The sequence below is a fragment of the Trichocoleus sp. AS-A1 genome (genome assembly GCF_039962015.1).
Lineage (GTDB): Bacteria > Cyanobacteriota > Cyanobacteriia > Cyanobacteriales > FACHB-T130 > FACHB-T130.
Genome location: NZ_JAMPKG010000007.1, coordinates 31,602 through 56,652 on the forward strand (window position 1 = coordinate 31,602; position 25,051 = coordinate 56,652).

Genomic DNA, 25,051 nt, shown 5'->3' on the forward strand with positions numbered 1-25,051 from the left:
TGAAGACGGCTTTACATAAATTTTGCCATACGGTAGGGAAGGGTATATGAGAACGAACCGCCAAGACGCCAAGGACGCCAAGAGAAGAGAGCCAAGTGAGGAGGTGGATAAACTTGCGTATGCTGTGATAGGTGCGGCGATGGAGGTGCATCGAGTGCTGGGGCCGGGATTTTTGGAGTCTGTGTATCAGGAGGCGTTAGAGGTAGAGTTTCGGTTGCGGGGAATATTTTCTAAACCTCAGAAAACGCTAGCTGTGACCTATAAAGGTCATCAAGTGGGTGAAGGCAGATTAGATTTTCTGGTTGGTGATGTCCTAATTGTTGAATTGAAAGCTGTTCAAAACCTAGATCCTATTCACCAAGCCCAAGTCCTCTCCTACCTTAAAATGACCAACTATCCCCTTGCCCTGCTCATCAACTTTAACGTCTCCCTCCTCAAAGACGGCATCCGCCGCATCGTTCTCTCTTCCTAACTCTCTCTGCGTCCTCTGCGTCCTTGGCGGTTCGTTAATTCCATGCCCCTTCAAAAAGCAGATGCAATCATTGGCTGTATACTTGGAACTGCTGTAGGTGACGCCATCGGACTCCCTTACGAAGGCTTATCAAAACAACGGCAACATCGCCTTTATCCTCAAATAAACAGCCACCATTTCTTCTTTGGTAAAGGCATGGTTTCCGATGATACGGAACACACCTGCATGGTTGCCCAGGCTTTAATCGTTGCAGACGGGGATGTCCAGATATTTGCGAAACAACTGGCTTGGAAATTGCGCTTCTGGCTACTGGGTCTACCAGCAGGTATCGGATACGCTACCTTAAAAGCGATTGTGAGGCTTTGGCTAGGATTTCCCTGCGATCGCGCTGGTGTTTTCTCTGCTGGAAATGGCCCCGCGATGAGAAGCGCCATTATTGGTGTCTGTTATGGGGATGACATCCAAAAATTACGCGAGTTCGTCAGAATATCCACCCACATCACCCATACCGATCCTAAAGCAGAATATGGGGCTTTGGCGGTAGCGATCGCATCCCATCTATCCAGTCACCAATCGTATGTTTTGCCCCAAGATTACTATCGCACTCTTGAAAAGATCCTAGGAGCAGAGTCTGGTGAATTCTTGCAGCTAATTAAAAAAGCTTGCGACAGTGCAGATGCCCAAGAAAGTACAGAATCCTTTGCCGCCCACATGGGGCTGGGCACAGGCGTCACTGGCTATATTTATCACACAGTACCGGTGGTGATTTATGTCTGGTTGAGATATCAGCAAGATTATCGAACCGCCATCCTAGAAATCATTCGTTGCGGCGGGGACACAGATACCACAGCGGCAATTTTAGGCGGAATTATCGGGGCATCTGTAGGCAAAGTCGGCATTCCCTCCCTGTGGCTTGATGGTCTTTGGGAAATGCCGAGAAATATTAATTGGATGGAAGTATTGGGAAGGAGATTAACTGAGGTGTCTGAGCGAGGTGTAGAACAACGAGCATTGTTTCTGCCTGTGCCTAATCTTTTCCTGAGGAATCTATTCTTCATGCTTGTGGTGATCTTGCATGGATTCCGTAGGTTATTACCACCCTATTGAGTAGCGATTCACTTATTCGCCTAGTTTTAGCAAACCATGACGGACACCATAAAATAGCCGATTGAGCATGGTTTGTTCTTCTTCATCCAGCCAATCTTTAGTGAGCAGGACAGTTTGCAGCTGGTACTGGTTCACAGGAGTAATCCGGCGGGAGACGAATATCTGAGCAACTAGATCCTCGATAGTCACTTGGGTCGGAAAAAACTCAGATGTCATGGTCAGATCAAGAATTTGATATCTCTACTCTCAGCTTTTTCCGAACCATCCCCAGTGATGCAAGCTAGAAAAAATTGTGACAACACCTTAGAAACTAAGTGATCCCGGTCATTTCTAGCGTCCTGAGGAAGTGCTGTATCAAATTTTCAAAAACCACTTTTGGCGATACATTGCGTACAGAATCGCCCACCAGAACAGCAATGTCACGATGGCAAACAATAAAGAGGCGTTCATCGCTCCTGCCCAAGACAGAAAGACATTCTCATAGATCCAGTTGTAAGTAGTTGGGGCGGTTTCGCCGGTTCCAACGTGGGTTTTAGCCAGGATTTTAATCAGCACAACTGAGGCGACGAACGCGAAGATAGCGTTTAACCCCATAACTTCAAACGGCTTTCCCCATCGACGGAACTTCCGCACTTCCATCAATTCATAACAAGCTGCCAGCAACAGCAACGCCCAACCAGTTGTGAAAAGCACAAAAGAACTCGTCCACAGTTTCTTGTTGATGGGAAACGTTAACCCCCACGCCCATCCAGCGACTAGGCAAGCAATGCCAAACAAGACCAAGCCGATACTGGTGCGTGACTGTACTGGTTGGGTGCGTATCCAGTCAACCGTAAAGTAGCCGGTGAGGACGGTGACAACTGCTGGAAGAGTGCTGAAAAGACCTTCAGGATCTCCCATTGAGTTGAAATTATCTCCCTTATACAGATGCGCTGTGCCAATAATCAGGCGGTCAATATAAGCGCCAAAATTCCCTTCCCGCGTTAAGACACCAGCTCCATAATCGGGAACCGGGATCAAAGACATCGCCATCCAGTACCCAATGAGTAGCAGTGCTGCGAGTACCCACTGTCCTTTGCGTGGCACGTTAAGAACTATCAGAGCAGCCACCAGGTAGGCAAGGCTAATCCGCTGCAAGACGCCCATGATGCGGATGGAGCTGAAGTCATAATTCCAGAAGCCGTTCAGCAGCAAACCAAGAATAAAAAGAATCGCCGCTCGGCGTAAAATTTGTCTATAAACATCGGCAGTAGGGCGGTTCCCTTCCGCGTATTTGGAAAGGGAAAAGGTCATTGCCCCGCCGACAATAAATAGAAAGAAGGGAAATACCAAGTCTGCCAAGGTGCAGCCGTGCCATTCTGCGTGTTCCAGGAAAGGATAAACTTGGTCGGCAACTCCCGCCTGATTAACTAAAATCATTCCCGCAATGGCAATACCTCGAAACACATCGAGCGAAGTCAAGCGCATAGTAGAGTTTCCAGAAGCAAGACATTAATAAATAACAGGGTGATAGGCATCACTCTATCGAACGAAGACGTTCATCTTGTCGCTTAGGGTAACATCACGGGGAAGGAAATCAAAATAATTCCCGATTAATTAAAGAGTTGTAGGAGCGTGATGCTAGCTCTAGCCGTTCAAGCTTATACTAGGGTCACGAAACTGCTCGATAAAATTTTGGTATCGCGAATTACTCGTACTGACCCGCAACAACTAAGCGCGGCGTTGTTGCAGGCTTTCTTGAAGGAAGTCGAACATATTCTGATGGACGGAATACTTTCCTGTGGTTGATATAGATTGCTAATGTTCAAAAATTAAGCAATTGTTTTTTAGCATTTTATTCAGTTGATTTAAGGATGATAATTTATAGCCTTACCTTAAAATAGGATAAGATAAGTCTTATCCAGAAAGATTTTTTTGTCGCAGGAGTTGGATGAAAATAGAAAAGTTCATGAAGATAGCCCTGGAAGAAGCAAAGCTAGGAGATGCTCCTTACGGTGCAGTAATTGTTAAAGATAATCAAGTAATTATTAAAGCGCACAATACTGTCGAAACGGATAATGATCCAACTGCCCATGCAGAACTTAACGCAATTCGGTGTTTAACAAAAGAAATAAAAAATCCTTCTTTAGAAGGTTATACCTTGTACACAACTTGCGAACCGTGCCCAATGTGTACAACAGCTTGTATATGGGCAGGGATATCTGAAATTATATTTGGAGCTTCCATTCAAGACTTAATTGAGGCTGGTGTTCCCCAGCTTGACTTATCTAGCGAAGAAATTATTAAAAAAGGGTCTAAGAGAATAAAAGTGACCAAAGGAATTCTCAAAGAAGAAGCTCTACAATTATTCAATCATTCATGCGGCTAGGTTTATTGGGTAAAGGCAGCTTAGCCGAGGTGTGAAAATTGTTGTGACACGCTTACCCACTGATGATCCCCCTTAAAAAGGGGACTTTGAGTGGCTCGGTTCCTTCCTTTTTAAGCTTCCCTAGGCCAGGGTGGTTTCATTTATTAAAAGAAAATTCTGTAACGTTAATTTTGGTTGGCGGTAGGGGCTTTTTGATTGTTATGCCCCTACAAAATGTCGCAATGCCTCGATATTTTCTAAGGGTTGTATGAAACCACCCTGCTTTTTAAACTTCCTTAGGGGGAGCGGATACTCGCGGATATTAGGAGGGACATCCTCTTCCGCAGGATTTCGTTAACGTGCCACTTCAGCAGCAATTAAAGGTAAAATTTCCAGTTTTCTAAATAAACCTTAATTCAGCTCATTTAGAAAGCATATCAATTGGCAAACCCTCTTCTGTACTGGCGAAGGTAACAGAAGAGGGTTCGCTGTGGAAAATCAAGAAAAATTAAATGGGGTGATTCCGTCTAGGAGGAAGCGTTTCAGAAGAACTAATATTTCCTTTAAAGTCAATTCGTATTTTCCCTGAAATAAAGATGTAGCAATTATTAAATTTACAATTTTATTAATTTGACTTTATTCTAACTTTATTTAAATAAACGTATTCTGGTTTTAGTAAGCAGAGCATCTACAAAATAACAAGTCATGAAAAAGCTTTTGATGTTGGTAGCGATCGCGCTGTTCGTTCCATTCTTTGCCCAGCGCTCCGCAGCCGCGACGATACTTAAGGTGTCGCAAGAATCTAAACCCGGCTTGGGTGACTTTGATAGTAATATCTTGGGTTTTGTTGAAGCTTTCAGTACAAATAAAACAGCAGCCAATTACTACCAGTATAGCAAAGGTTATAATTCATCCTTTAGTAACCCATCCCTGAGTTTAACGGCTAAGCAATCTCACCTTTTTTTTGTAGATGCTATTGATGGGCTGTCACTGTTCATCGTTCATTCTAAGCCGGGTAATCTAACAGGTGGAGCAGCTAAAATGAGCTTTAACTTGTTGGGAGATACGGCGAAATTAAAAATTGTTGACGATTTAGGTGAGGCAACTGCAAATTCCACTGGCACCCTCTTTATTTCAAATCAGGGTTGGGGAGCTTGTTGCACTGATGGTTTAGCCATTGGTTCGCTTGACAGCAATTGGGAAATGTTAGTGCAATTTACTGCACCGCCTAGAGAGTTGAACCGCTGGCAAGTGTATTCTTCATCAACCTTGGCAAATATTTCACTCTCGATGCAAACAGGGCGTCGAGTAAAATTAAACGTTGCACCCGTATCTACACCTGAGCCTTCAAGCATGACTTCCTTAGTTTTTGCCGGGTTAGCACTGGCTGTACGTCGTCGCACTCAGGGCGGTATTTTGTAATGGAGAATTTGTATTTTTTATCAGACTTCTATGTATGGGGTTAGCTTTATATAGTCAGCAATGGTTTGGATTGATAAGGTTCTATAAGCTACAAAAAATGGGAGCATCCCGCTTTTGTAAAAAAGCCACAAACGGTCAATCAATTCTAGAGTTGCCCGATCGATCGCCAAACTTGCGAATGATACTCGATAAAGTGGGGAAAATTTTCCTTCAGTTTTGATGGGGCATCAAAAACTGGCATCTGGAGAGTCTTGGGAATACCCCCTCCCCCTGGATTTTGAGCTGCGACCGGATCGGCTAAGATATCAAGGCACACGTAAAGGGTAACAACGTGGGGAAACGCCGGTGCAAATCCGGGGCTGTGCGGCAGCTGTAAACGAGGTGACTCTCGGAAGCCAGAATGCCTACTTAGTACTACCTTCATACAGTCTAACTTCCTGCCTTGCACGGGAAAGGAGCAATCAAATTGATGCCTAGTATAAATTCAACCGATCTGATGGGACTGCAATCCCCTACTCCCCAGTCGATTCAATTGCCGCCGCTACCTTTGCGTCGTCCGTTGTTGATGGTTGGTCATGGCACCAAAGATGAGGATGGACGGCAGAGTCTTCTAGATTTTGCCGATGCGTATCAAGCGTTAGACCCGTCGCGTCCTGTTTTACCTTGTTTTCTAGAACTCACTACCCCCACGATACAGGAGGGGGTGGATCGCTGTGTAGAAGAGGGTTACACGGAACTCTCTGTATTGCCGATTTTGCTATTTGCAGCTCGACACAATAAGTTTGATGTTACGAATGAGTTAGACCGGGCAAGGGTTAGACATCCCCAGGTGAAGTTTTACTATGGGCGTCATTTTGGGATTACGCCAGGGATTTTGGATTTGTGGCGATCGCGTCTTTCGGAATTAGACCAACCCCAGTACAATCGCTCAGAAACGGTTCTGCTCTTTGTCGGTCGGGGTTCCAGCGATCCTGATGCGAACAGCGATGTTTATAAGCTTGCCCGGATTCTGTGGGAAGGTAGCGGCTACGCCACCGTTGAAACTTGCTTTATTGGCATTACCCATCCCCGTCTGGAAGAAGGGTTCCGCCGTGCTAGACTCTACGAGCCTAAACGCATTATCGTCCTACCGTACTTCCTATTTACCGGCGTCTTAGTTAAAAAGATTTTCGACATCACGGCGCAACAACAGGAGCAATACCCGGATATTTCCATGACTTGCCTACCAGAAATGGGCATTCACCCTCAGTTGTTGTCTGTATTAAGAGAACGAGAAATTGAGACGCAGTTGGGGCAAGTGCAAATGAATTGCGAAATGTGCAAATTCAGGATAGCAGCCAATAGCAACAGTAACGGGCACACTCCCGCCCACGATCATTCTCATCATGGGCATGGACATGGGCATGGGCATGGGCACGGGCATGGTCACGATCATGCTCACCCTGTTGAAGATCCATACAGAAATGTAGAGCAATATCACCAAAAGATTTGGCAAGCGCCTTGAATATTTGATAAGTAGTCATTAGTCAGTTGTTATTAGTCATTGGTGTCACTCGCAAAGAACTTAGAACTAATGACTACTGACACCCAACTACTTCATTACCTAAAAACTGATGTCTAAAGAATTTGTAATTGGTGAGCGAGTCCGTGTGGTAACGTTGCCGCCTTACGTTAAAACAGCGGAACCGATGCCGATGCTGCGTCCTCCTGATGTGATTCAGCTTGGGGAAGAGGGGGTCGTTGTTGACCGGCGTCCAGGGGGATATTGGAGCGTCCGCTTTGCCAGAGGAGTTTTTTTGCTGGATAGCCAGTTTATAGAGTCTGTGCAGGCGATCGCTGATACCGAATCAGCGACAGAGGCAACTGATGTGCGATCGCACAATGTACTACCGGAGCAAAAATATATCGTTGATCCCAGCTGAGTCAGAGGCGATCGCGTGTCTTCAAAACGAGGCGTTCGCCTAGCGCTGACCTGTCAGTTCGCACCTCAACAATCGCTAACCCCGATTAAATTACTTCCGCTTTTTCTGGTTTTTCTTGCGTGACTCCTTGGACATCTTTTTTTTAGACTTGGCTTTGGGATCGCTCTTGCCAGGGCGAAAGCCTTTTGCTTCCTGAGAAATTGATGAACCCGTGAAGCCAGAATCGCTGACCCCCTTTCTTTGAAAGCTCTGGTTAAATTCTTTCTTCGGTAATTCTTCAGGCGACTTCAAGCCCAATCCCACCTGCACATCATCCCAGTCTCCTACCAAGAAACGATCCACGGTATCAGCAGCAAAGACACGCTCTATCAGCGGCGCGGACTCTACCGCCTTCAGATCGACCAGGGAACCTATGAGAAAGCTATTCAATTCTGAGCCGTTTTCTGCAAACGATTCCAGTTGATGGGTGAGAATCGCAACACACTCAGGACGAGCCTCAGGATGATCGATTGCAATGTCTTCCAGACAGTTAAGAGCCGTTGTGCGGGGGAATATCGCCTGAGAGGTATCCGCTAGATAAGCCGCCAGAGCCGGAATCGCGGCTTGCCCGATCATGCTATAGACTAATGGCAGTTCTTCGGCAATCCATTCCCAATAGTTGCTTTCCTCTTTCTCAAACAAGCCCATGAGCGGCTCAATGCCAGCCTCAGCGCGGAGTTGGCCCAATGCTCTCCAGGCATGAATGGGTGCCCAGGATTCGAGCGTGTCTTCATCATCCCGGTATAACTCGTTGTCTGTTGCCATGCGGATCAAGTTAGGAATGTCCGTGGGGGCAATACCGAGTTCCAGATAGTCAGGCCAATTGTCAAAGTCCATCTCGGCGCAATTGCCATAGGTGAGCAGCTGGTTTACTGGTGGTGGATAACTCTCTATGCTCATCTCAACCCCTTTGTTTTCATCTCGATTGCTTCTCCCTAGATTCACTTGAGCTTTGGCACCCTCAAGTCCTCATCTCTATCACGATACCGAGGATGAATCAATATAGATAATTAGTCGCGGGATAGCGAAGCAACGTTACTCTCAAGCGTGCTTCGCCTTCATTAATTCACCGCTCCTAGGTGAAAAAGTGAGTTGGGAGGGGAAGATCCCCGGTGCGATCGCCCTCTTGTATTCTTTTCTCTGGCTTCTTCGCAGTTGGTTTAGTTCCTGTGCCTTTTTAGGGTGCGGATGATTGCCTCGCGCTAACTTCTCGAACTAAACGGTCTAGTGCAAGTTGCATCTGGGTACAAACTTTTTCATAGCAAGCATTCACATAAGCGCGATCGCTCGCTGCTGCACGACCATAGCGTTCAAACACAATCGGGGCAAGGACACGAGTATGAATTTGCACTGGCAGCGGAAAATTCGGGATCGGGCCAATTGCCACTCCCCAAGGCAACCCTAAATAAAGTGGAAATACACCCGTTTCAGCATCTAACTTCCAGGGAAAGCCCCATTCATGCAGTTGTCGCACTTGCTGGTAGAAATCTGCTAGAACAATCAGCGTCTCGTGGGCACCATGAGAAATAATCGGTACAATTGGCGCTTCTTCCCGCAGTGCCAGTTTGATAAATCCCTTACGCCCTGCTAGATGAATTTGATAACGCTGGTTGTAAGGACGAAACATATCTTCAGCCCCGCCAGGATAGACGAGTACCGCAGCATCCCGCTGGAGGGCAGCGATCGCTACTTTCGGATGCGCGATCAGCGCCCCTACCTGGGCAGCTGGCACCGCGAAGATAGGAGTTTTCCAAGCAGACGGATGCATGAGTCCATAAGCTAAGCGTTCGTAGCCAAACCGGCGGAACCAGTCATACAAAAACATCGAAGTATCGGGCGAAGCCAAACCTCCATTATGGGAACCGACAACCAGCACCTTCCCTTCGGGGGGCATATGATGCCAGCCATCCGTTTGAACCCGAAAATAGTGGCGGTAGAACCATTCCCATACCGGCATCCAAGCTTTAATCACATCGGGATTTCGCTCTTCTAGCGACCAACCATCAAACTGATGACCGGCGGTTTTGCCGTCACTGCCTCTGCTACCCGTAGAAACATTAATATTGTCAAACAATGGTTTTTAACCACCCGAAACTCATAAATTGCGTTCTTTAGGATAATCTGCTGCCGAGTCTATTGGCAAACATTTTCCCTTTTTCTAGCGATCGTTTCCCAATCTTTTTCGGTTAAGGCTCGATCCCCAAACCCTGATTAACAAAAGGGGCAAATTTCCTCCCTTTTAAGGGGCTAGGGAAGGGATTTCTAAGGAGCGAACACCACTAAGGGGACGTATTGCATTACTTGCGCTCTCAGTTTACCTATCTTGCCCTCATTTCTACCTTTTGTGTTGTTTGCGCCTGGAGTGGTTCATTTCTTTTCTGGAATTACTAAGTCTGCAATTAAAGGTCGGTGATCTGAACCAACATTCGGCCCAGTGCGAATATTCTTGACTTTAATTTCTGGACTGATTAAACAATGATCGATAGGAATGGATAAAGCAAAAGAGAAAGGTGGGAGAGTTTGAGAATAAGAAGCTTTCATAGGCCAACTCGGTAGAATTCCAAATCCTTTCTGGGCATTATGCAGCCCAGTTTTATTGATAAATCTTTTGTAATAAGGAGACCACATAGTTATATTTAAATCCCCAACCATTACAACTGGGGTTTTCAATTTTTGTATATATTGGCTGATTTTGTCTAGCTGTTGATTCCGAGAATGAAAGAAGGTAGGTTTGACGGGCGGTAGCGGATGAGTGGCAATCAGGGTAATCAATTGTCCGTTCATCGTAAAGTTGCCAACAATACTATTATTTTTATCTGTCCCAAAAAGATTGATAGAAGCGTTGGTGAGAGGCTGCTTACTATAAACGGCGATACCTAGATTATAAGGATTAGGTTTTTTAATGGAGTAGGGAAGAATATCAAGAAGAGAATCTAATTGTTTTATCCAAGCGTCGTTAACTTCTAAAAAGACAGCAATTTCTGGTTTTTCTTTTCTAACAACAGATAATATTTTTGAATAGCTTTTATTTTGCGTATTCAGATTTGAGCTTAAAATTCGGATAGATTCAATATTATTCCCCGGTTTTGGCGATAGAGAAATATACCAAGGGAGTATCTCTGCTAAGAGTAGAGAAATACAAAATAGGCTAATCAAGATTAAGAGTTTTTTGCGAGTCAGTAAGAGTAAGGCAAATAACACTAACCCTACAATGAGATATTGCAGTTTAAAGTGAGAAAGCTGTTCTAAAAAGATATTCCAGCCAACTAAGCTAAGCAAAGAAAGCAGCGTTATCCCCAAAATCCCCAAGAATAATAAATAGGGAATTACCTTGATGAAGATATGGTTGTGGGAATTTTTATTCAGCGATCGCATACACGGTATCACCAGCGCCTCCCTTGAGCGTACCAGGTTGAACGCGGGTGGGGCTAGAGCTGTCTCATCTACATAGACAACTCTATTTTTGCGGAAGGTGGGGCCAAATGAGCGCGATCGCTAACCGGAGTGACTCCCCCACCATTGAAAAACGCACCGTTTCATCCGCCGTCTTCTCCCACTGCAACAACTGCTTTTGGAACGTCTGGTCTTGCTTTGCTCGCTTTACCAGCGCCTGACTAATCATTGTCTTTTGGATTTCTTCGGTCGAGATCCCCTCGTTCTTCAGGAAATTCAACAACCGCTGCACGCTTTCGACCAACTGCTCTGGCGCTTGGGAGAGGATAATCAGTTGGATCTGTTTCACCACCTCTTGATAAATCCGCAGCCGATAATCGGGTGGAGGCGACGGTAGTAACGGTGGCGGTGGCGGTGGCGGTACCTTCAGCGTTACAGGTGGATTTTCTGGGCGAACCTTGATTTCCAGCAGATCCAAGATCGCTTGTCGCTTAGACTCCACCAACTGGAGCATCTCCGGGTAGATCTGCAAAACTCGTTGAGACAGAGTTTTCGCATTCACAAAATGACTCGACGCCAGTTTTAGCAGATACTGCTCCTCCTGGGGTTGGTAAGACTTAATACTGAGTTGCAAGTCAGGAGAATCGAGTTGCACCTGAGCCAAAGTAAACACCAGCGCTTCCCAATTCGGAGCTTCTTTCAAAAAAACTTCTATGGTAGTGGCACCCTCCGCACCCTCCGCGTCCCCGGTGCTATCGTCCTTGCCAAATTCCCCCGGCTCAAAATCCCGACCGATTGGAAAGCGCTCAGTCGGTTTTTTAGTCGCGTAATTAAACCGGGTAAAAACATAACGGCACTCCACCTTAGAAAGATCGACATCCTCAAGATGCCAGTTGCTGATGCAACAGCCGGTCAGTTGCGCTTGGTCGAGATTGGTGCGAATCAGATGACTTTCTAGAAGATAGGCGTCGCCCAAATTTGCCTCGGACATCGTGCAGTCGCCCAGGTATGCCCCGCTCAAATCAGCTTTCCGCAGATCCGCCCCGCGTAAATTTGCCTCGCTCAGGTCGGCACGTAACAAATACACATCCTGCAAGATCGCTCGCAGTAAATAAGCTTTTCGCAAACTGGCTTTGAGTAAATACGCTCCCGTTAAATTTACCCGACTCAAGTCAGCACTATTGAGAATCGCCTCGCTCAAATCGGCACCGATGAGAATTGACCGATGCAAGTCTGCCTCAGTCAAATTTGCCGCCCGCAAGTAGGCGGAACTGAGGTCGGCTTCCGTCAAGTTGGTGCCGACTAAAATTGCATCTCGTAAATTCGCAGCTTCTAGATGCGCTTCCCGAAGATTTGCACTGCTGAGGTTTGCGCCAACCAAGCTAGCGCGACGGAGATTTGCCTCCATCAACTCGGCTTCGATTAACTGAGTGCCGTTGAGTTTGGCATTTTCGAGATTGATTTGATCCAGCTTCGCCCTACGCAAGTCAGCACCGCTCAAGTCGGCTTCTTGAAGCACCGCCCAGTTGAGGTCGGCGTCTTGGAGAGTGGCTAAACGCAAGTCCACTTTCACCATCCGAGCGCGACTCAAAATTGCCTGGTTAAGATTGGCACCTGTGAGGTTGACACTCCGCATATCGGCTTGGCGCAGACAAGCACCAATCAGCTTGGATTGGTTCAGAGAAGCCCAACTGAGGTTGGCACCGCTCAAGTTCGCTCCGGTTAAGTTTATATCGCGGAGATTGACCCCGCCGAGGCTGGCTCCACTGAGGTCTACATAGGAAAAATCGCGTTCTCCTTGTCGGTACCGATCGAGGAAGTTATGTATTTGCACACCCTTGAAGGATAAAAATTATTAAATTTTAAAAATAAAAAATTTAAAAGGCAAAATTTTTAGGGATTTCCTTCTTTATTTTGCCTTTTAAATGAGTAAAACTTGGCTCTTTTATGGTACCCAGCGCGGATGAAATCCAGCGAAAGGCAGTGCCTCTGGTTGGAGCTGGGCTTGGGGTTGTGCAGCTTCTGGCTGGCTCAGGGGAAGCAGCCAAAGGCGACTGGTCGCGATCGCTTGTCCTTCACTAGTTCTCAAACTGTCTGCCGCGGTTGCCGTCTCGTTGGTCACAACTTGGTCGAACAGCAGCGCTAACCCATCCGGTGCCAGACTCATCTGAATATCCCGCTGGGTGGGCAGGAGCAACAGCGGCTCGATCGCCTTTGCATCCAGAATTCCTTTCTCTGTCTGGAGGTCAATTTCCGCAATGTAAGGCTGTTCTTGGTACTCTTCGCCTGGCAGTAACTGAGTCAGCAGGCAGTAGAGCGTTTCCTTATAAGGAGCAAACTGACAGTTGAGTATTGAGCCATTTGTTCGCAGCAGTTCTTTCTGTGCGCCTTGGTTGGTGACTAAAAAGAGCGATCGCGTGTAATCTGTATTAAATTTCACCATCGCTGCTGCCGAGCCATCTCTGGCAAAATCCAGCGCCATCCCAAACTTGGGCAGAAAATCTAGCGGTTTGGCTCCTGGTGTCAGGGGCAGAATCGCGATGCCCTCTCCCTGAGCGCTTGCCACCGAGGCACTATCCGGCGCAATCAAAAAATCCCCCCCCGGTTGGTTATTCAGCGGTTGCGGCGGTGCATTCGGTCGGACTACCCACAAGCCAAATTCGGCTGGATTTTGGCTGTTCACCCGCTGAACAACAATCGTTTGCCCATCCGCCGCTAAGTCAAATTTGAGATTCTGGTAGTTTTTATTATCTAAAACCAGATTCATTCTGCCTGGGGGATCGAGATCCTTTTCAGATTTTCCTTTGGTTTTGTAATGGAGTCCGGTACTGACGGTGTACAGTTGTTGCGCCAATACACCGGGTTGGTTATTCGTCGCGTCGGTGGCAGAAAACAAAACCTTGTCACCATCTGGATACACCTTAAAGTCCATCACTACGAGGTCTTTAGGCGTCAGAACGGTTTTTTTGTTTTGGGTGAGGTTGTAGAGGATTAACTGTCCCTGTTCTTCTTTCTCAACGCCCAGGTAGATAAAAGCGCGATCGCGGGTGCGAAACTGACTCGTAAACGGCTGAATTGCCCTTCCTGTTTTTCCTTGAGTCCCCAAGCGCTCTCGCGCCCCCTGTAATTCCACTTTATAGTCAGTGTCATAGGATGCTGGGGAAGTGAGGGTATAAGACATCTTCCGCCCCGCCCAACTGAATTTACCCCCCAAAGGTGGAGCGATTCGCAGATTTGCTTCCACGCTGCTGTGTTCCATCGGGCGGCTAAAGGTGAGGATAAAGGAAGTATCCTCAACACCTATTTTTTCTCCCTGCCAGTTGAAATCCCGCACGCGAGGCCCGGTGACTAAAAAACAGTTCGTGCCGCAGGCATCGCCACCCCACACGACTAGCCCAATCACCACGCTTAGCACCAGCATTAGCGCTAGCGCTAGACGGTCAACAGGTTGCCCCCATTTTCGATTTTCGATTTTTGATTTTCGATTTATCACTGCCTTCGTCCTCGCCAATCTAAAATCTAAAATCGTCTAATAATCATACGGGTTCTTCGGTGCTTCTATTTTTTTGAGGGAGTTTGCCTTGATGGTGAGTTGGCGTTTGTTTTCTAGAGTTTCAGTGATCATCTCACCTTCAACTTCTAACCAAGTATCAGGGGCATAAGCTGTCCGGTTTTCAGTGAGTTTCACTGGCAGTCCCACGGGATAAGCATCTGCGGCACAGCAGGTAATCACAAATTGCGAAATTAACAGATATTGCTCAGAGAGTTTTGGTGGATGGACAACAAATCCCTTTACTTTAACTTTTTGACCCGTGTAGGTATCGGGTTCTGGATTGAAGTTGAGCGTCCGCACCCAGTCCATGAGCGATCGCTCTTCCGGTCTTGTTGAAGAGCGAAATGATTGGGGTTGCACTCGTGTCAAGGTCAAAGAATCGGTAATTCCCCGATCGAGCGCTGTGCTTGAGTTAAAGGCGCGGGGGGCAACCAATAAACCAGCGATTGCCGTCAACAGTAACAATACACTGCTCCAACCAGGAGGAAATAGGGTGATGTGCTGAAGAACTGCCACCGACCGCTTTTCCTTCCGGTTATTTAATATTTTCCCAATCAGTTGCATGGCGCTCAATGCCGCCATAATTAACAAGCAGATGGCAGTGACAACAACATATTTAAAGTAATCTTTGTGAATCAGCAGGTATAACTGACCCGTGAACCAATATTTCAGGAGCAAGGCTCCCCAAGCCGTTAGTGCTAGGACATCCAAGCCGGGAATTATAAATTTTTGAGAAATAATTTTTGGTTGATTGGTCATTGGTAAGGGTACGAATCGCTAATTTAAGACGGGTTGATTGTGAATCGTTCTAGGAATCTGTTTTCCCTGAGCCAATTGCAACTCACCACTCATCTTAGAAAAAGTACGTATACAGGAGAGTCATTATAAAAGTCAGCTGAGCTGCAAGACCAAATAGGTAAAACACAGCTCTGGGTTTGAAAATGGATAACATCAAACCGATGCCTTTGAGGTCAATCATGGGGCCAAATACCAGAAAGGCTAACAAGGAGCCGCTGGTAAATGTTGTGGCAAAGGAAAGGGCAAAAAAGGAATCGACCGTTGAACAAATGGACACGAGAGCCGCTAATCCCATCATCGCAAGGATGGAGGTAATTGGTCCCTGACCCAAGCTGAGGATCAGTTCGCGGGGAGCGAGTACCTGAATCGCCGCTGCGATCGCGCTTCCCAAAATTAACACGCCTCCCAATTCCCGCAGCTCTTGCACTGTATTATCAAGGAACATCCGCAGCTTGAAAGGCAGGGGTTTTGACGTAATCGATTGACCCATCATCCCACCGCCGGAGACGCCAACGGCGCTCATTATCGGTTGCGGTTGTCCCAGCCAAAACGTGCCGGATTTTAACAAGGTGGGAGTATCGTCTTCCTGTGCCCCTTGAGTTTGCATCTGAGGTATGGCGCAAGCGATCGCGGGTTGCAGTAACGGCTTCAGATTAGATTGAACGCTGAAAACCGAGGCAATAATTGTCGCGATCGATAAAGAAAATACCACCCGCAACACGACAATTTCTGGCTGATCTCGAAACGCTACCCAGGTTGACCAGATGACGATCGGATTAATGGTCGGTGCCGCGAGCAAAAACCCAACTGCCACAGGTGCAGGCACTCCCTGCATTAGCAACCGTCGCGCCACCGGCACGTTGCCGCACTCACACACCGGAAACAAAAAGCCCGCACAACTGCCTACAAATGCCCCCAAAATGGGGTTCTTCGGCATGGCAGAAATCAGCTTGCCCTCATCAATCCACAACAGGAGCAAACCGGAGAGCAATACCCCCAGTAGTAAGAAAGGCATTGCCTCTACCAGCAAACTCAAAAACAAGGTGAAAGCGTTGTGCAGTTGATTCATGCTTTGGATCGTGAGAAGCCTTTTTTAGCTTTATGAGGTTGCCAAGACATTTTAGCGGTTATTACTACTCATCACTAGGGCTGATGAATGTGCTAGTGGACGAACCCGATTACCAAAAGTTGCTCGCTTTCTCCCTTATCTATCGGTTGCTTTACCGTAAATTTACGGAGTTTACCGAACCTTTGTAGTTTGTAACACGGACGATTGCTAGTGAAAATGCTATCCTAAGCTTGAAGTATACTCAAGCTTCCATTGCTGCGTTTTCATGCAGCGGGGTACCCTGTGCTGAACGCATTTTTATCACTTCCTTTGTCATCCAATCGAAGCCAGCAAGACTTGTGTTTAGAGTCCACGCTGCGATCGCTATCGCTTCACGATTGTCAGATTGAATATCATCAACTTGGTTGGGAAGTAACTCAGACTCTTAAAGCCAATCCCCTACTCCCAGGCGTCATCTTGATGAAGCAGGGTCAATTCGCGGGGATGATTTCGCGGCGGCGATTTTTGGAATACATGAGCCGTCCCTACGGATTGGAACTCTTTTCCAAACGTCCCATTGAATGTTTATATCGTTCTGCCGAAACGGAAACTTTGATTCTGAACGGCGATACGTTAATTGTGGCGGCGGCGCGTCACTCTTTGCAACGAGCGGCTGAGTTACTTTATGAACCGATTGTGGTGGAGGTCGCGCCGCAAGTTTATCGATTATTAGATGTACATGAATTACTGATTGCTCAGTCGCAAATTCACGAATTAGCAACTGAACTGCTCACTCAACTTTATACTCATCTGGAAGCAGCAAACCAACAATTGCTGCGCCTTGCCACTTCTGATGGTTTGACTGGGGTTGCTAACCGACACCGTTTTGATAGCTATCTCGATTCCTGTTGGCACCAGATGCAGGCGAGTAATTCAGCATTATCGCTGATCTTGTGCGATGTTGATTTCTTCAAAAAGTACAACGATACCTACGGTCATCAAGCGGGTGATGACACTTTGCGACAGGTAGCGGGTGCCATCCAGCAAGCAGTGCAGCGACCGGAAGATTTAGTGGCACGCTATGGGGGCGAAGAATTTGCCGTGATTTTGCCGCACACATCGCTAGAGGGTGCCCTTCAGGTCGCAGAACACATCAGACTGACCGTGAAAGCCTTGAAGATAGCCCATGCTTGCTCAGAAAGCGATTACATCACCTTAAGTTTAGGTGTTGCTACGATCTTTCCTAGCTCAACGTTTATGCCTGCAATGCTGATTGCAGCAGCGGACAAAAAGCTTTATCAGGCAAAACAGACAGGACGAGATAAGGCTGAAGGCCATCTGCTTTGCGTACCGCGCGATCGCTCATCCGTTTTTGAGCCATCTGCAACTTCTTGAATACAAATTATTCCGCTTTAGATAAATATATAGAGTTGTTTTAGTTTAGTAAAAAGTGTAAATTATTGTATTTTTATAACAATTAAAAAACCTCTTGAGTCGTCATTTTTTAACCAAAAGTTAATCAAATCTTTAAATCATATTTAAAGTTAAACTAAGGTTTTAGCTGTAAAATTTATAACTTAAATCAGTAGAATGTGGGGATAAAGTAAATTTTGCATCTCCCTATACAGCGAATAAGAACTGATTGAGGTAATTTATGATGGCTTGGCAAGAATCTCCGCCGGAATTATCAGTTCTTCCTCTGTCCCAGATAAAGAACCTCAATTTAGAGTCAACCCTTCAAGAGCTTCCGCTATACGATTTTCAGATAGAAGCCTCTGGTCTGGGGCAGGAAGTTAACAAAGAATTTGAAGGAAATGCGCTGCTACCAGGAGTCATTTTAACGATAGAAAGTCAGTTTGCGGGAATGATTTCGCGGCGACGATTTTTAGAACAAATGAGCCGTCCTTATGGACTAGAATTATTTTTAAAACGACCCTTACAATCTTTATATCAATTCGCCAGTACCCATGTTTTGAAACTTTCTGGCGATACGTTAATTGTAGCGGCGGCAAAGCAGTCTTTGCAACGACCTCCTGAGCTACTCTATGAACCGATTGTGGTAGAGTTAGCGCCAGGAATTTACCGATTACTAGATGTACATCAATTATTGGTGGCGCAGTCAAAAATTCATGAACTCACAACCGAGTTACTCAACGAGCAAACCAAAGCTCAGATGCTGCAAACCGAAAAAATGGCGAGTTTGGGACGGACGGTTGCTGAGGTTGCCCATGAGATTAGAAACCCCATTAACTGCATTAATGGTAATTTTGGTTTTGTAGAAACTTATTACAAAAATTTAATCGGTTTATTGGCAGCTTATGAAAAAGCTGAAACTTTGAATACAATCGAAGAATTGAAAGAGGAAATTGAATATGATTTTCTTCTAGAAGATTTGCCTAAGTTGATAGGAAGTATGAAGCTGAGTGCGGAACGATTAACAAAAATCGTTGGCAGTCTGCGAAACTTTTCTCATATGGATGAAACCAAGAGACAGCCTGCTGACTTACACGAATGTATTGAAAGTACCTTATTAATTTTAAATAATCCCATCAAGCAGGGGATTCAATTAATTAAAAAATATGGCGATTTACCACTGGTGAATTGCTACTCAGGTCAACTGAGTCAGGTATTTATGAATATCATTAGTAATGCGATTGATGCACTCAAAGATCGAGTCACTGACGGGTCGGATTGGCAACCCCAGATAGAGATTACGACGGAAGTTTTAGAAATCCAAGATTCTGAATGGGTTGTAATCCGGATTGCGGATAATGGGCCGGGAATTCCACCAGAAATTCAGGATCGGATTTTTGAGACGTTCTTTACTACAAAGCCGGTGGGCAAGGGAACGGGATTGGGATTGGCAATTAGTTATCAAATTGTTACTGAGAAACACGGGGGTCATTTATCGGTGCGATCGCGTAGTGTATGTCCAGAGGATTGCTCGCCTTTGGCGTATCCTCCTCCTAGCACCGCCTCCCATAATGGTTCCGTAGTTGAAGCGTTGTCGGTGCCCGTAGCTTCCGCCGTAGGAATAGGAATCGCAGATTCCTATCCCCGGCAAGACAGAATCTATAGTGCGGCTAGCGGATGCGAGGCACCAGCAGCGGCACAGTTGCTAGCTAATTCCAGGGAGATAGAAGATTCACAACCAAGGATGGGCACAGAATTCGAGATCCGATTGCCACTCGGTTAAGGCGCTTGTTCACAATTTTTCTGGAAAATAGTAGCAGAAATTAACCTCAAGGGCAGGTGGAAAACTGCTGAAAATGGTAGTCTATGGTCATAGCTGATTCCAGCTTCACTGCTGCATTTGTGGGCGTTGTGTGTCGGTACCAAACGGATTTATATCACTTCCGTCCTTGTCCCAAGGGAGCGATCGCGACCTCTCTATAGAGTCAACTCTTGGGGAATTGCCGCTGTACAACTTTCTGGTAAAACCCATCTGTCTGGGTGTGGATATTGCCCGGATTTTTGAGAAGCATCCTCTACTGCCAGGAGCCATCTTAGTCGAACAGGGTCAGTTTGCCGGGATGATTTCGCGGCGGCGGCTTTTGGAGTACCTGATCCGTCCTCATCGACTAGAGCTGTTTTTGCACAAACCGCTGCACATCCTCTACAAGTACGCCCACTCTGAGGTTTTAATCCTTCCCGATAGTACGCCGATTTTGACAGCAACCCAGCAGGCGCTGCGGCGATCGCCTGAATTTTTGGCAGAACCTGTCGTAGTGCAAGTGGGAGAATCTGATTATCGGCTGTTAGATGTTCAGGATTTGAATGTTGTTTCTTGGCAAATCCGGGGAATCGAAGCTCAGGTGCGATATGAACGCACCCAAGCTCAGATGATTCAAAGTGAGAAAATGGCAAGCTTAGGGCGCTTAGTGGACGGAGTTGCTCACGAAATTTTAGACCCGGTTGGCTTTATTTGGGGGAACTTAACGTATGTCTCAACTTACACTGAAAACTTGATAGAATTGCTGTCTACTTATGAGACATATTTGCCGCAGATTCCTGAAGAAATTGCGGCTCTGAAAGAAGACATAGAATTTGATTTTGTACAACAAGACTTACCTCGCTCAATTTCCAGCATCCGAGCCGGAGCAGAACGATTGAAAAAGCTCGTGATGAGTCTGCAAAACTTCTGCCATATTGATGATGTTTATCCCAAGCCTGCCGATTTGCACGCTTGTTTAGATAGTATTGTTTTGCTTTTAAAAAGTCGTGTAAACAGCGAAATTGAAATTATCAGAAATTATGGTCATTTGCCGCCGGTACAATGCTACGCGGGTCAATTGAATCAGGTTTTCATGAATATCCTGACGAATGCGATTGATGCATTGATTAATCAAGCAGTCGTTCAGCAGTTTACTCAAGATTTTCAAGGAACATTGCCCCCGAATATTCAAGAGAAACCTCGGATCGAAATCACGACTGAGGTTTGTTCGCACAAGGCAAGTCAGACAGGAATTTCTGATTCGCGGTGGGTTTCCATTCGCATTGCCGATAATGGCCCTGGGATGTCTCCTGAAGTACAGCAGCAAATTCTTGAGTCTTTTTCTGTAGAGAAACGCTCTGCTAAAGAGACGAGTTTATCGGTAAGTTATCAGATTGTGACGGCGAAGCATGGTGGAAAATTAAGAATGCGATCGCGTAGTGTATGCCGTTTGGGCGACTCGCTTAGTGTATGTCCTGAGGATTACTCGCGCAGTGGATGCCCAGAGAGCGGATCTCCTCAGGGGTATGCCACTCCTAGCAATTCCAGCGGAGAACCTAAACCAGGCATTGGCACCGAATTTGAGATTTTGTTGCCTTTGGTTTAATTAAAAATTAACAAGCCGCTGTATTTTTAATTGGGCAACTTTCAGGACTCTAAGGCTCTACTTTTACAGGAGTTCCGATGTTGACCTGTGCATACAAAGCCAAAATATCCTGATTACGCATCCGGACGCAGCCGTGAGAAACTGCCTGTCCCACCAGTTTTTCCTGGGGGGTGCCATGAAACCCGATAAAATTGCGTCCGTCTGTCCAAAAAGCAATCCACCTGGCTCCTAAAGGATTATCTGCACCTGGAGGAACGACTTTTCCATTCCAAGGATGCTGCCAAGCTGGATTGCGTAGCATTTGCGTCACCTTAAACGTGCCTGTAGGCGTCTCCCAGCCCTTTTTCCCGACTGCGATAGGATAACTTGCTTTCACCTGATTGTCTCGGTAGACATAGACGCGGCGATCGCTTAATTTAATCACCAAATGAGTATCGGGCGTGGTACTCGCCGGGGAGAGTTCCTCCAAAGGTAGATAGAGAGAGGGTGCCCCCAGCGGAGGCAATTGGGGTTCCGAAGGCAATTCAATCGTTGTTGCCTGTCTGGTAGTTGCCATTTCTGTTGGCACTGAAGCACCAGATGGCTGCCGAACGCCCAGCAATAGAATGGCTGCGAAGTACAGCACCTTGAAGCTTCCAGACGGTAATTTACCCCTGAGCATTCCTGTCCTCTCTTTTCCCTGGTCAACGACTCTTATCGAATTATTATCTGAGATCAAAACAATAAATCGCACAGAGCTGACTGACTTATTTAAAATTGACTTTTCTTAGTCTTGTCAAGTCTCACAAAGTCAGATTTTATTCCCAGCTCTCCTCCTAAGGGCTTATATAGTCCGGTAGATTGAATCTTCAGTAGAGCTAGATAGGATTTGGGCAATAATCCAGGCATTTTCATCCGTTGCTAAGGACAACTGTTGCCGATAGTCAAGTTTATTACCCAAATATTTTAAAAGTGAGGGTGTAATGCGTTTACAAAAAACCAAAGTATTGACAGGTACGATGCTAACACTGTTACTCTCGGCAGTATCAGTGTTGCCAGCGATCGCTCGCCCAGTATCTGAAGGTGAATCAAGGCAGCTCATTAGCCAAACAAACACCGACACACCTACTGCCAATCCAACCAACACCAACACAACTACTCCTAACTCAACCGATACGAATCAAGTAGTTAGAGGCACCGTCAGCAGCGTTAGAGGCAATGTAGTCACGCTAAGACTGCCAGACGGTACAACCAGAAGTATGATGCTCTCACCAGAGGATCTAACTCGGTTGAACCTCATGCCAGGAATGGAGATTAGCGCCACATTGGATGACCAGAATATGGCTAGCAATGTGAGTATGGTTGAAGCAGCCGATGCGACAGATACTACTCGCCTCAACAGAACCCGTCGAGTGGAAGAGACAACGATTCAGCGAAGAACGGTGCAGACAACACCGTCTCCTGGTCCGACAACAACCACTGGAGAGACCACAAGTACTCCAGATACAGTTCAAACCGAACCGCAGACGACTGAGGCAGCGCCAGTACCAGCGCTTTGGTAATGACTTCACCAGCATTCTTGAGCAATTAACAAAGAATCGTTAATCTAGCCATGCCGTCCCCAAAAGGACGGCATGGTTATTTTAGGAAATAATTTTCCGAGATAGATTCCGAGATAGATGCTTGGTTGCGATCGCGCTAGGATTCTGAACAAATTCAAACGTCCTGATTCATTTCTAGCAATCCAGGCGGTGGCGTAATTTCAATTCTCCGATTCTCCAGGTCTACCACGGGCGCGATCGCTTTCACAAAAGGAATCAAAATGGTAGACGGCTTCGGTGGCTTGGGTCTAAGAACTTTCCGTTTTTTGCTGGTTCGATTCACTTCCCCTTTCTGGGGTGTTTCCGGCTCATCCTCTGGCGCTACAGCTACAGGTTGCTGGTGCAACTGGACTTCCAGTAAATCGTTGCCAGCCGGAATTACATTCACCACCACGCCCAAGTTTTCTCCCGATTCTTGAACGAAAACTTCCAAACCAATTAAGTCTAGAACGTGGTATTCATCTTCTTCCAAGATCGGGCGATCGGAAGCTTTCACCATTAACTTGGTTCCCGCTAGCGCCTCCGCTCGATCCCGATTTTCTACCTCAGCAAGCTGTACAACGTATAGATTTTTACCATCTATATACCGCCCTTTCACCAATTTCACTGGCTGCGGTTCTGTCTCGCCCGGTCGCAACATCCAACGCTCTCCCGGTTCCTCAAAGCGTTCTGGGAATTGGGATTCCGGATACACCCGCAACTCCCCTTTCATCCCTTGAGCGGCAACAATTGTGCCAATTTCTAACCACTGGTCATTGGTCATCAGCTTTCTGTATTCCGTATTCCGTATTCTTTTTCATGCCCTACCGTGTACGCACAAATCTTCTTGTACTTGCCAGTCCGGTTTTGATCCCCCTAACCCCCCGATAAATTGGGGGAGCAATCAACGTTTTGCCACTTAATCAAAGATATGTGTACACGGTAGTGAATGCTTTGATAACTGGAAGGGGCGGCGACACAGAGACTTCTAAAAGTCCGCGCTTTTCCGACTTAGTTTGCATAGCCGCGAATTCTGTCCGGCAGGGCTTTCTAACATTTAACAACTGAATATACTTGCTCTACCACCTTCGCTAAGCGCTGTATCCCGATTTCAATCTCCTGGTCCGTAGCAGTCAGGCTAATACGAATACATTGTTGCTTGTGCGCCCATTCTTCGCGCAATCCGGGGAAGAAAGAGCTACCTGGTACGACAATGACACCGACTTGCTTTAACTGCTGGTACAGTTCCCAGTCTGTAATGGGTAAATCTTGTAACCACAGCCATGCAAAGATTGCTCCTTCGCCGCGATGCAGGAACCAAGGCAAATCTTTGGGCATTGCCTGTTCGATGCTGCTTTCCACAACATCAAACTTTTTCTGGTAGTAGGGGCGAATCACCGTGGTAGCGATTTCTGCCAGCGTTCCCGTTTCAATCGCACGGGCAGCGATCGCTTGTCCATACCGAGATGAATGGATACACATATTTGTCTGGAAACACTCCAGCGCCTGAATCCACTTTTCATCCCCAATTGCAATCCCAATCCGTTCTCCGGGTAGCCCCGCTTTCGATAAGCTCATGCAGTGCAGGATGTTCTCTCCAAATACCGGCGTCATCTCGGTAAAATTTAACGCCGGGAACGGAGGTGCATACGCAGAATCGATCAAGACTGGGACATCATATGGCGCAGCCAAATCGGCAATTTTTTTCACCTCGTCATCCGTGAGGACGTTGCCGGTTGGGTTACAAGGACGCGAGAATAACACGCAACCCGTATCTTCCGTAATCTTCAGTTTGCTGAAGTCCGGACGATATTTGAACCTGTGGGCAGCGGCATCAATGTCTAAAGCGGGTTTATAGGCAAATAATGCCTCTGGGGTTAAAGTCAGACCCCCATACCCCGTGTAATCTGGACTCAGGGGCAGGATAATTTGCTTTAATTTACCGCTTGTGGTGTACCCCCCAAAGGCATTCGCTGCAAAGAAATAAAGCGTTTGACTGCCTGGGGTAATCAGAATATTGCGATGAGTCAGATTTAGCCCGTAGCGGCGATTGAAATCCTTTTCTACCGCTTCGATTAATGGCTCATAGCCTTGAGAGTCACCATAGCGACAAACTACATTCCCGTAATTTGAGCTAGCGAGCAATTCTTCGGTGTAATCCCGCCATAACTGCTCTACTTCTGGCAAAATCACTGGATTCCCAGGACTTAAATTAATATATTCCTGTCCAATACCTGCTTGCAGAGTTTCCTTAATATCCTTCATAATTGCCCGCACCCCAGTGAGGTGGGACATACAATCGCCAAATTGAGTCAGGGCAGGATTCATAAGCTAAAGCGACTTTGAAAATTGAGAGTTTAACAACCGGGGTGCCGAGTCAGTTGAGGCTTTTTCCCCCTTAGTTAATTTAATGAATCGTTGGTACTCTAACCAATTTAACTGTAATTTTCATGACTAATTGGCACAACTACAGCCAGTCTGGGGTTGAGAAAGTCGCAAAACCGGCTGTTTAGATTAGGCACGGTTTGGGCGTTGTCTGATAAAACTTAACAAAACCATAATCTTCCTTAG

At 46.4% G+C, this 25,051-nt stretch carries 23 protein-coding genes and 1 riboswitch; of the genes, 11 read left to right on the top strand and 12 right to left on the bottom strand.

What is annotated here, in order from left to right; all coding sequences use genetic code 11:
• Window positions 1-46 precede the first annotated feature (46 nt).
• Together NC994_RS07290 and NC994_RS07295 are read left to right on the top strand one after the other, a co-directional pair.
• Window positions 47-472 (top strand): GxxExxY protein, encoded by a 426-nt coding sequence (locus NC994_RS07290; protein WP_190411688.1) that lies wholly within the window; start codon window positions 47-49, stop codon window positions 470-472.
• 42 nt (window positions 473-514) lie between these two features.
• Window positions 515-1,579 (top strand): ADP-ribosylglycohydrolase family protein, encoded by a 1,065-nt coding sequence (locus NC994_RS07295; protein ID WP_190432361.1) that lies wholly within the window; start codon window positions 515-517, stop codon window positions 1,577-1,579.
• Between the two features lie 12 nt (window positions 1,580-1,591).
• Here NC994_RS07295 and NC994_RS07300 read toward each other — a convergent pair whose 3' ends face one another.
• The gene (locus tag NC994_RS07300) at window positions 1,592-1,795 is read right to left on the bottom strand and encodes a hypothetical protein (RefSeq protein ID WP_190432363.1); all 204 of its coding nucleotides are present in this window, start codon (window positions 1,793-1,795) and stop codon (window positions 1,592-1,594) included.
• A 138-nt stretch (window positions 1,796-1,933) separates the two neighbouring features.
• A complete protein-coding gene (locus NC994_RS07305; RefSeq protein WP_190432365.1) occupies window positions 1,934-3,046 on the bottom strand; it encodes an acyltransferase family protein in 1,113 nt (370 codons plus the stop codon).
• A 150-nt stretch (window positions 3,047-3,196) separates the two neighbouring features.
• Between NC994_RS07305 and NC994_RS07310 the strand changes: the two genes are divergently transcribed.
• The 5 genes from NC994_RS07310 (at window position 3,197) to sipA (ending at window position 7,270) form a co-directional block, all read left to right on the top strand.
• Window positions 3,197-3,367, top strand: coding sequence for a hypothetical protein (locus NC994_RS07310; RefSeq protein WP_190432367.1), 171 nt, complete (start codon window positions 3,197-3,199; stop codon window positions 3,365-3,367).
• Between the two features lie 142 nt (window positions 3,368-3,509).
• Window positions 3,510-3,947 carry a nucleoside deaminase gene (locus NC994_RS07315; RefSeq protein ID WP_190411683.1) on the top strand — a complete coding sequence of 146 codons (438 nt, stop codon included), beginning with the start codon at window positions 3,510-3,512 and terminating at the stop codon, window positions 3,945-3,947.
• A gap of 684 nt (window positions 3,948-4,631) precedes the next feature.
• Entirely contained in the window at window positions 4,632-5,348 is a 717-nt protein-coding gene (locus NC994_RS07320; RefSeq protein WP_190432369.1) for a hypothetical protein, read from the top strand.
• Window positions 5,349-5,639: 291 nt separating this feature from the next.
• Window positions 5,640-5,775, top strand: a riboswitch (cobalamin riboswitch).
• Window positions 5,776-5,817: 42 nt separating this feature from the next.
• Window positions 5,818-6,852, top strand: coding sequence for a sirohydrochlorin chelatase (locus NC994_RS07325; protein ID WP_190432372.1), 1,035 nt, complete (start codon window positions 5,818-5,820; stop codon window positions 6,850-6,852).
• A 109-nt stretch (window positions 6,853-6,961) separates the two neighbouring features.
• Entirely contained in the window at window positions 6,962-7,270 is a 309-nt protein-coding gene (sipA, locus tag NC994_RS07330) for a regulatory protein SipA (RefSeq protein WP_190432374.1), read from the top strand.
• A gap of 90 nt (window positions 7,271-7,360) precedes the next feature.
• Here sipA and NC994_RS07335 read toward each other — a convergent pair whose 3' ends face one another.
• From NC994_RS07335 to NC994_RS07365, 7 genes are all read right to left on the bottom strand, one after another.
• Entirely contained in the window at window positions 7,361-8,209 is an 849-nt protein-coding gene (locus NC994_RS07335; RefSeq protein WP_190411679.1) for a hypothetical protein, read from the bottom strand.
• Between the two features lie 277 nt (window positions 8,210-8,486).
• Window positions 8,487-9,371, bottom strand: coding sequence for a lysophospholipid acyltransferase family protein (locus NC994_RS07340; protein ID WP_347275958.1), 885 nt, complete (start codon window positions 9,369-9,371; stop codon window positions 8,487-8,489).
• 305 nt (window positions 9,372-9,676) lie between these two features.
• Window positions 9,677-10,684 carry an endonuclease/exonuclease/phosphatase family protein gene (locus NC994_RS07345; RefSeq protein WP_190432376.1) on the bottom strand — a complete coding sequence of 336 codons (1,008 nt, stop codon included), beginning with the start codon at window positions 10,682-10,684 and terminating at the stop codon, window positions 9,677-9,679.
• Window positions 10,685-10,766: 82 nt separating this feature from the next.
• Window positions 10,767-12,536 carry a pentapeptide repeat-containing protein gene (locus NC994_RS07350; RefSeq protein ID WP_190432378.1) on the bottom strand — a complete coding sequence of 590 codons (1,770 nt, stop codon included), beginning with the start codon at window positions 12,534-12,536 and terminating at the stop codon, window positions 10,767-10,769.
• Window positions 12,537-12,647: 111 nt separating this feature from the next.
• The gene (locus NC994_RS07355) at window positions 12,648-14,123 is read right to left on the bottom strand and encodes a hypothetical protein (protein ID WP_242030501.1); all 1,476 of its coding nucleotides are present in this window, start codon (window positions 14,121-14,123) and stop codon (window positions 12,648-12,650) included.
• Window positions 14,124-14,231: 108 nt separating this feature from the next.
• Window positions 14,232-15,014 (bottom strand): TIGR03943 family protein, encoded by a 783-nt coding sequence (locus NC994_RS07360; protein WP_190411676.1) that lies wholly within the window; start codon window positions 15,012-15,014, stop codon window positions 14,232-14,234.
• A 94-nt stretch (window positions 15,015-15,108) separates the two neighbouring features.
• Window positions 15,109-16,122 carry a permease gene (locus tag NC994_RS07365; protein WP_190432380.1) on the bottom strand — a complete coding sequence of 338 codons (1,014 nt, stop codon included), beginning with the start codon at window positions 16,120-16,122 and terminating at the stop codon, window positions 15,109-15,111.
• A 282-nt stretch (window positions 16,123-16,404) separates the two neighbouring features.
• Here NC994_RS07365 and NC994_RS07370 point away from each other — a divergent pair, with 282 nt between their 5' ends.
• From NC994_RS07370 to NC994_RS07380, 3 genes are all read left to right on the top strand, one after another.
• Window positions 16,405-17,496: a diguanylate cyclase gene (locus NC994_RS07370; protein WP_190432387.1), complete on the top strand. Its 1,092-nt coding sequence runs from the start codon at window positions 16,405-16,407 to the stop codon at window positions 17,494-17,496.
• A 259-nt stretch (window positions 17,497-17,755) separates the two neighbouring features.
• A complete protein-coding gene (locus NC994_RS07375) occupies window positions 17,756-19,297 on the top strand; it encodes an ATP-binding protein (protein WP_190432389.1) in 1,542 nt (513 codons plus the stop codon).
• A 130-nt stretch (window positions 19,298-19,427) separates the two neighbouring features.
• Window positions 19,428-20,921: an ATP-binding protein gene (locus tag NC994_RS07380; RefSeq protein ID WP_190432391.1), complete on the top strand. Its 1,494-nt coding sequence runs from the start codon at window positions 19,428-19,430 to the stop codon at window positions 20,919-20,921.
• Window positions 20,922-20,970: 49 nt separating this feature from the next.
• On the opposite strand, the gene NC994_RS07385 is transcribed toward NC994_RS07380, so the two are convergent.
• The gene (locus tag NC994_RS07385; RefSeq protein ID WP_190411671.1) at window positions 20,971-21,582 is read right to left on the bottom strand and encodes a L,D-transpeptidase family protein; all 612 of its coding nucleotides are present in this window, start codon (window positions 21,580-21,582) and stop codon (window positions 20,971-20,973) included.
• Between the two features lie 301 nt (window positions 21,583-21,883).
• On the opposite strand from NC994_RS07385, the gene NC994_RS07390 reads away from it, so the two are divergent.
• The gene (locus NC994_RS07390) at window positions 21,884-22,462 is read left to right on the top strand and encodes a hypothetical protein (RefSeq protein WP_190432393.1); all 579 of its coding nucleotides are present in this window, start codon (window positions 21,884-21,886) and stop codon (window positions 22,460-22,462) included.
• 154 nt (window positions 22,463-22,616) lie between these two features.
• Here NC994_RS07390 and rimM read toward each other — a convergent pair whose 3' ends face one another.
• Window positions 22,617-23,264 carry a ribosome maturation factor RimM gene (gene rimM / locus NC994_RS07395; protein ID WP_190432397.1) on the bottom strand — a complete coding sequence of 216 codons (648 nt, stop codon included), beginning with the start codon at window positions 23,262-23,264 and terminating at the stop codon, window positions 22,617-22,619.
• Window positions 23,265-23,530: 266 nt separating this feature from the next.
• Window positions 23,531-24,808 (bottom strand): valine--pyruvate transaminase, encoded by a 1,278-nt coding sequence (locus tag NC994_RS07400; RefSeq protein WP_190432399.1) that lies wholly within the window; start codon window positions 24,806-24,808, stop codon window positions 23,531-23,533.
• Window positions 24,809-25,051 lie beyond the last annotated feature (243 nt).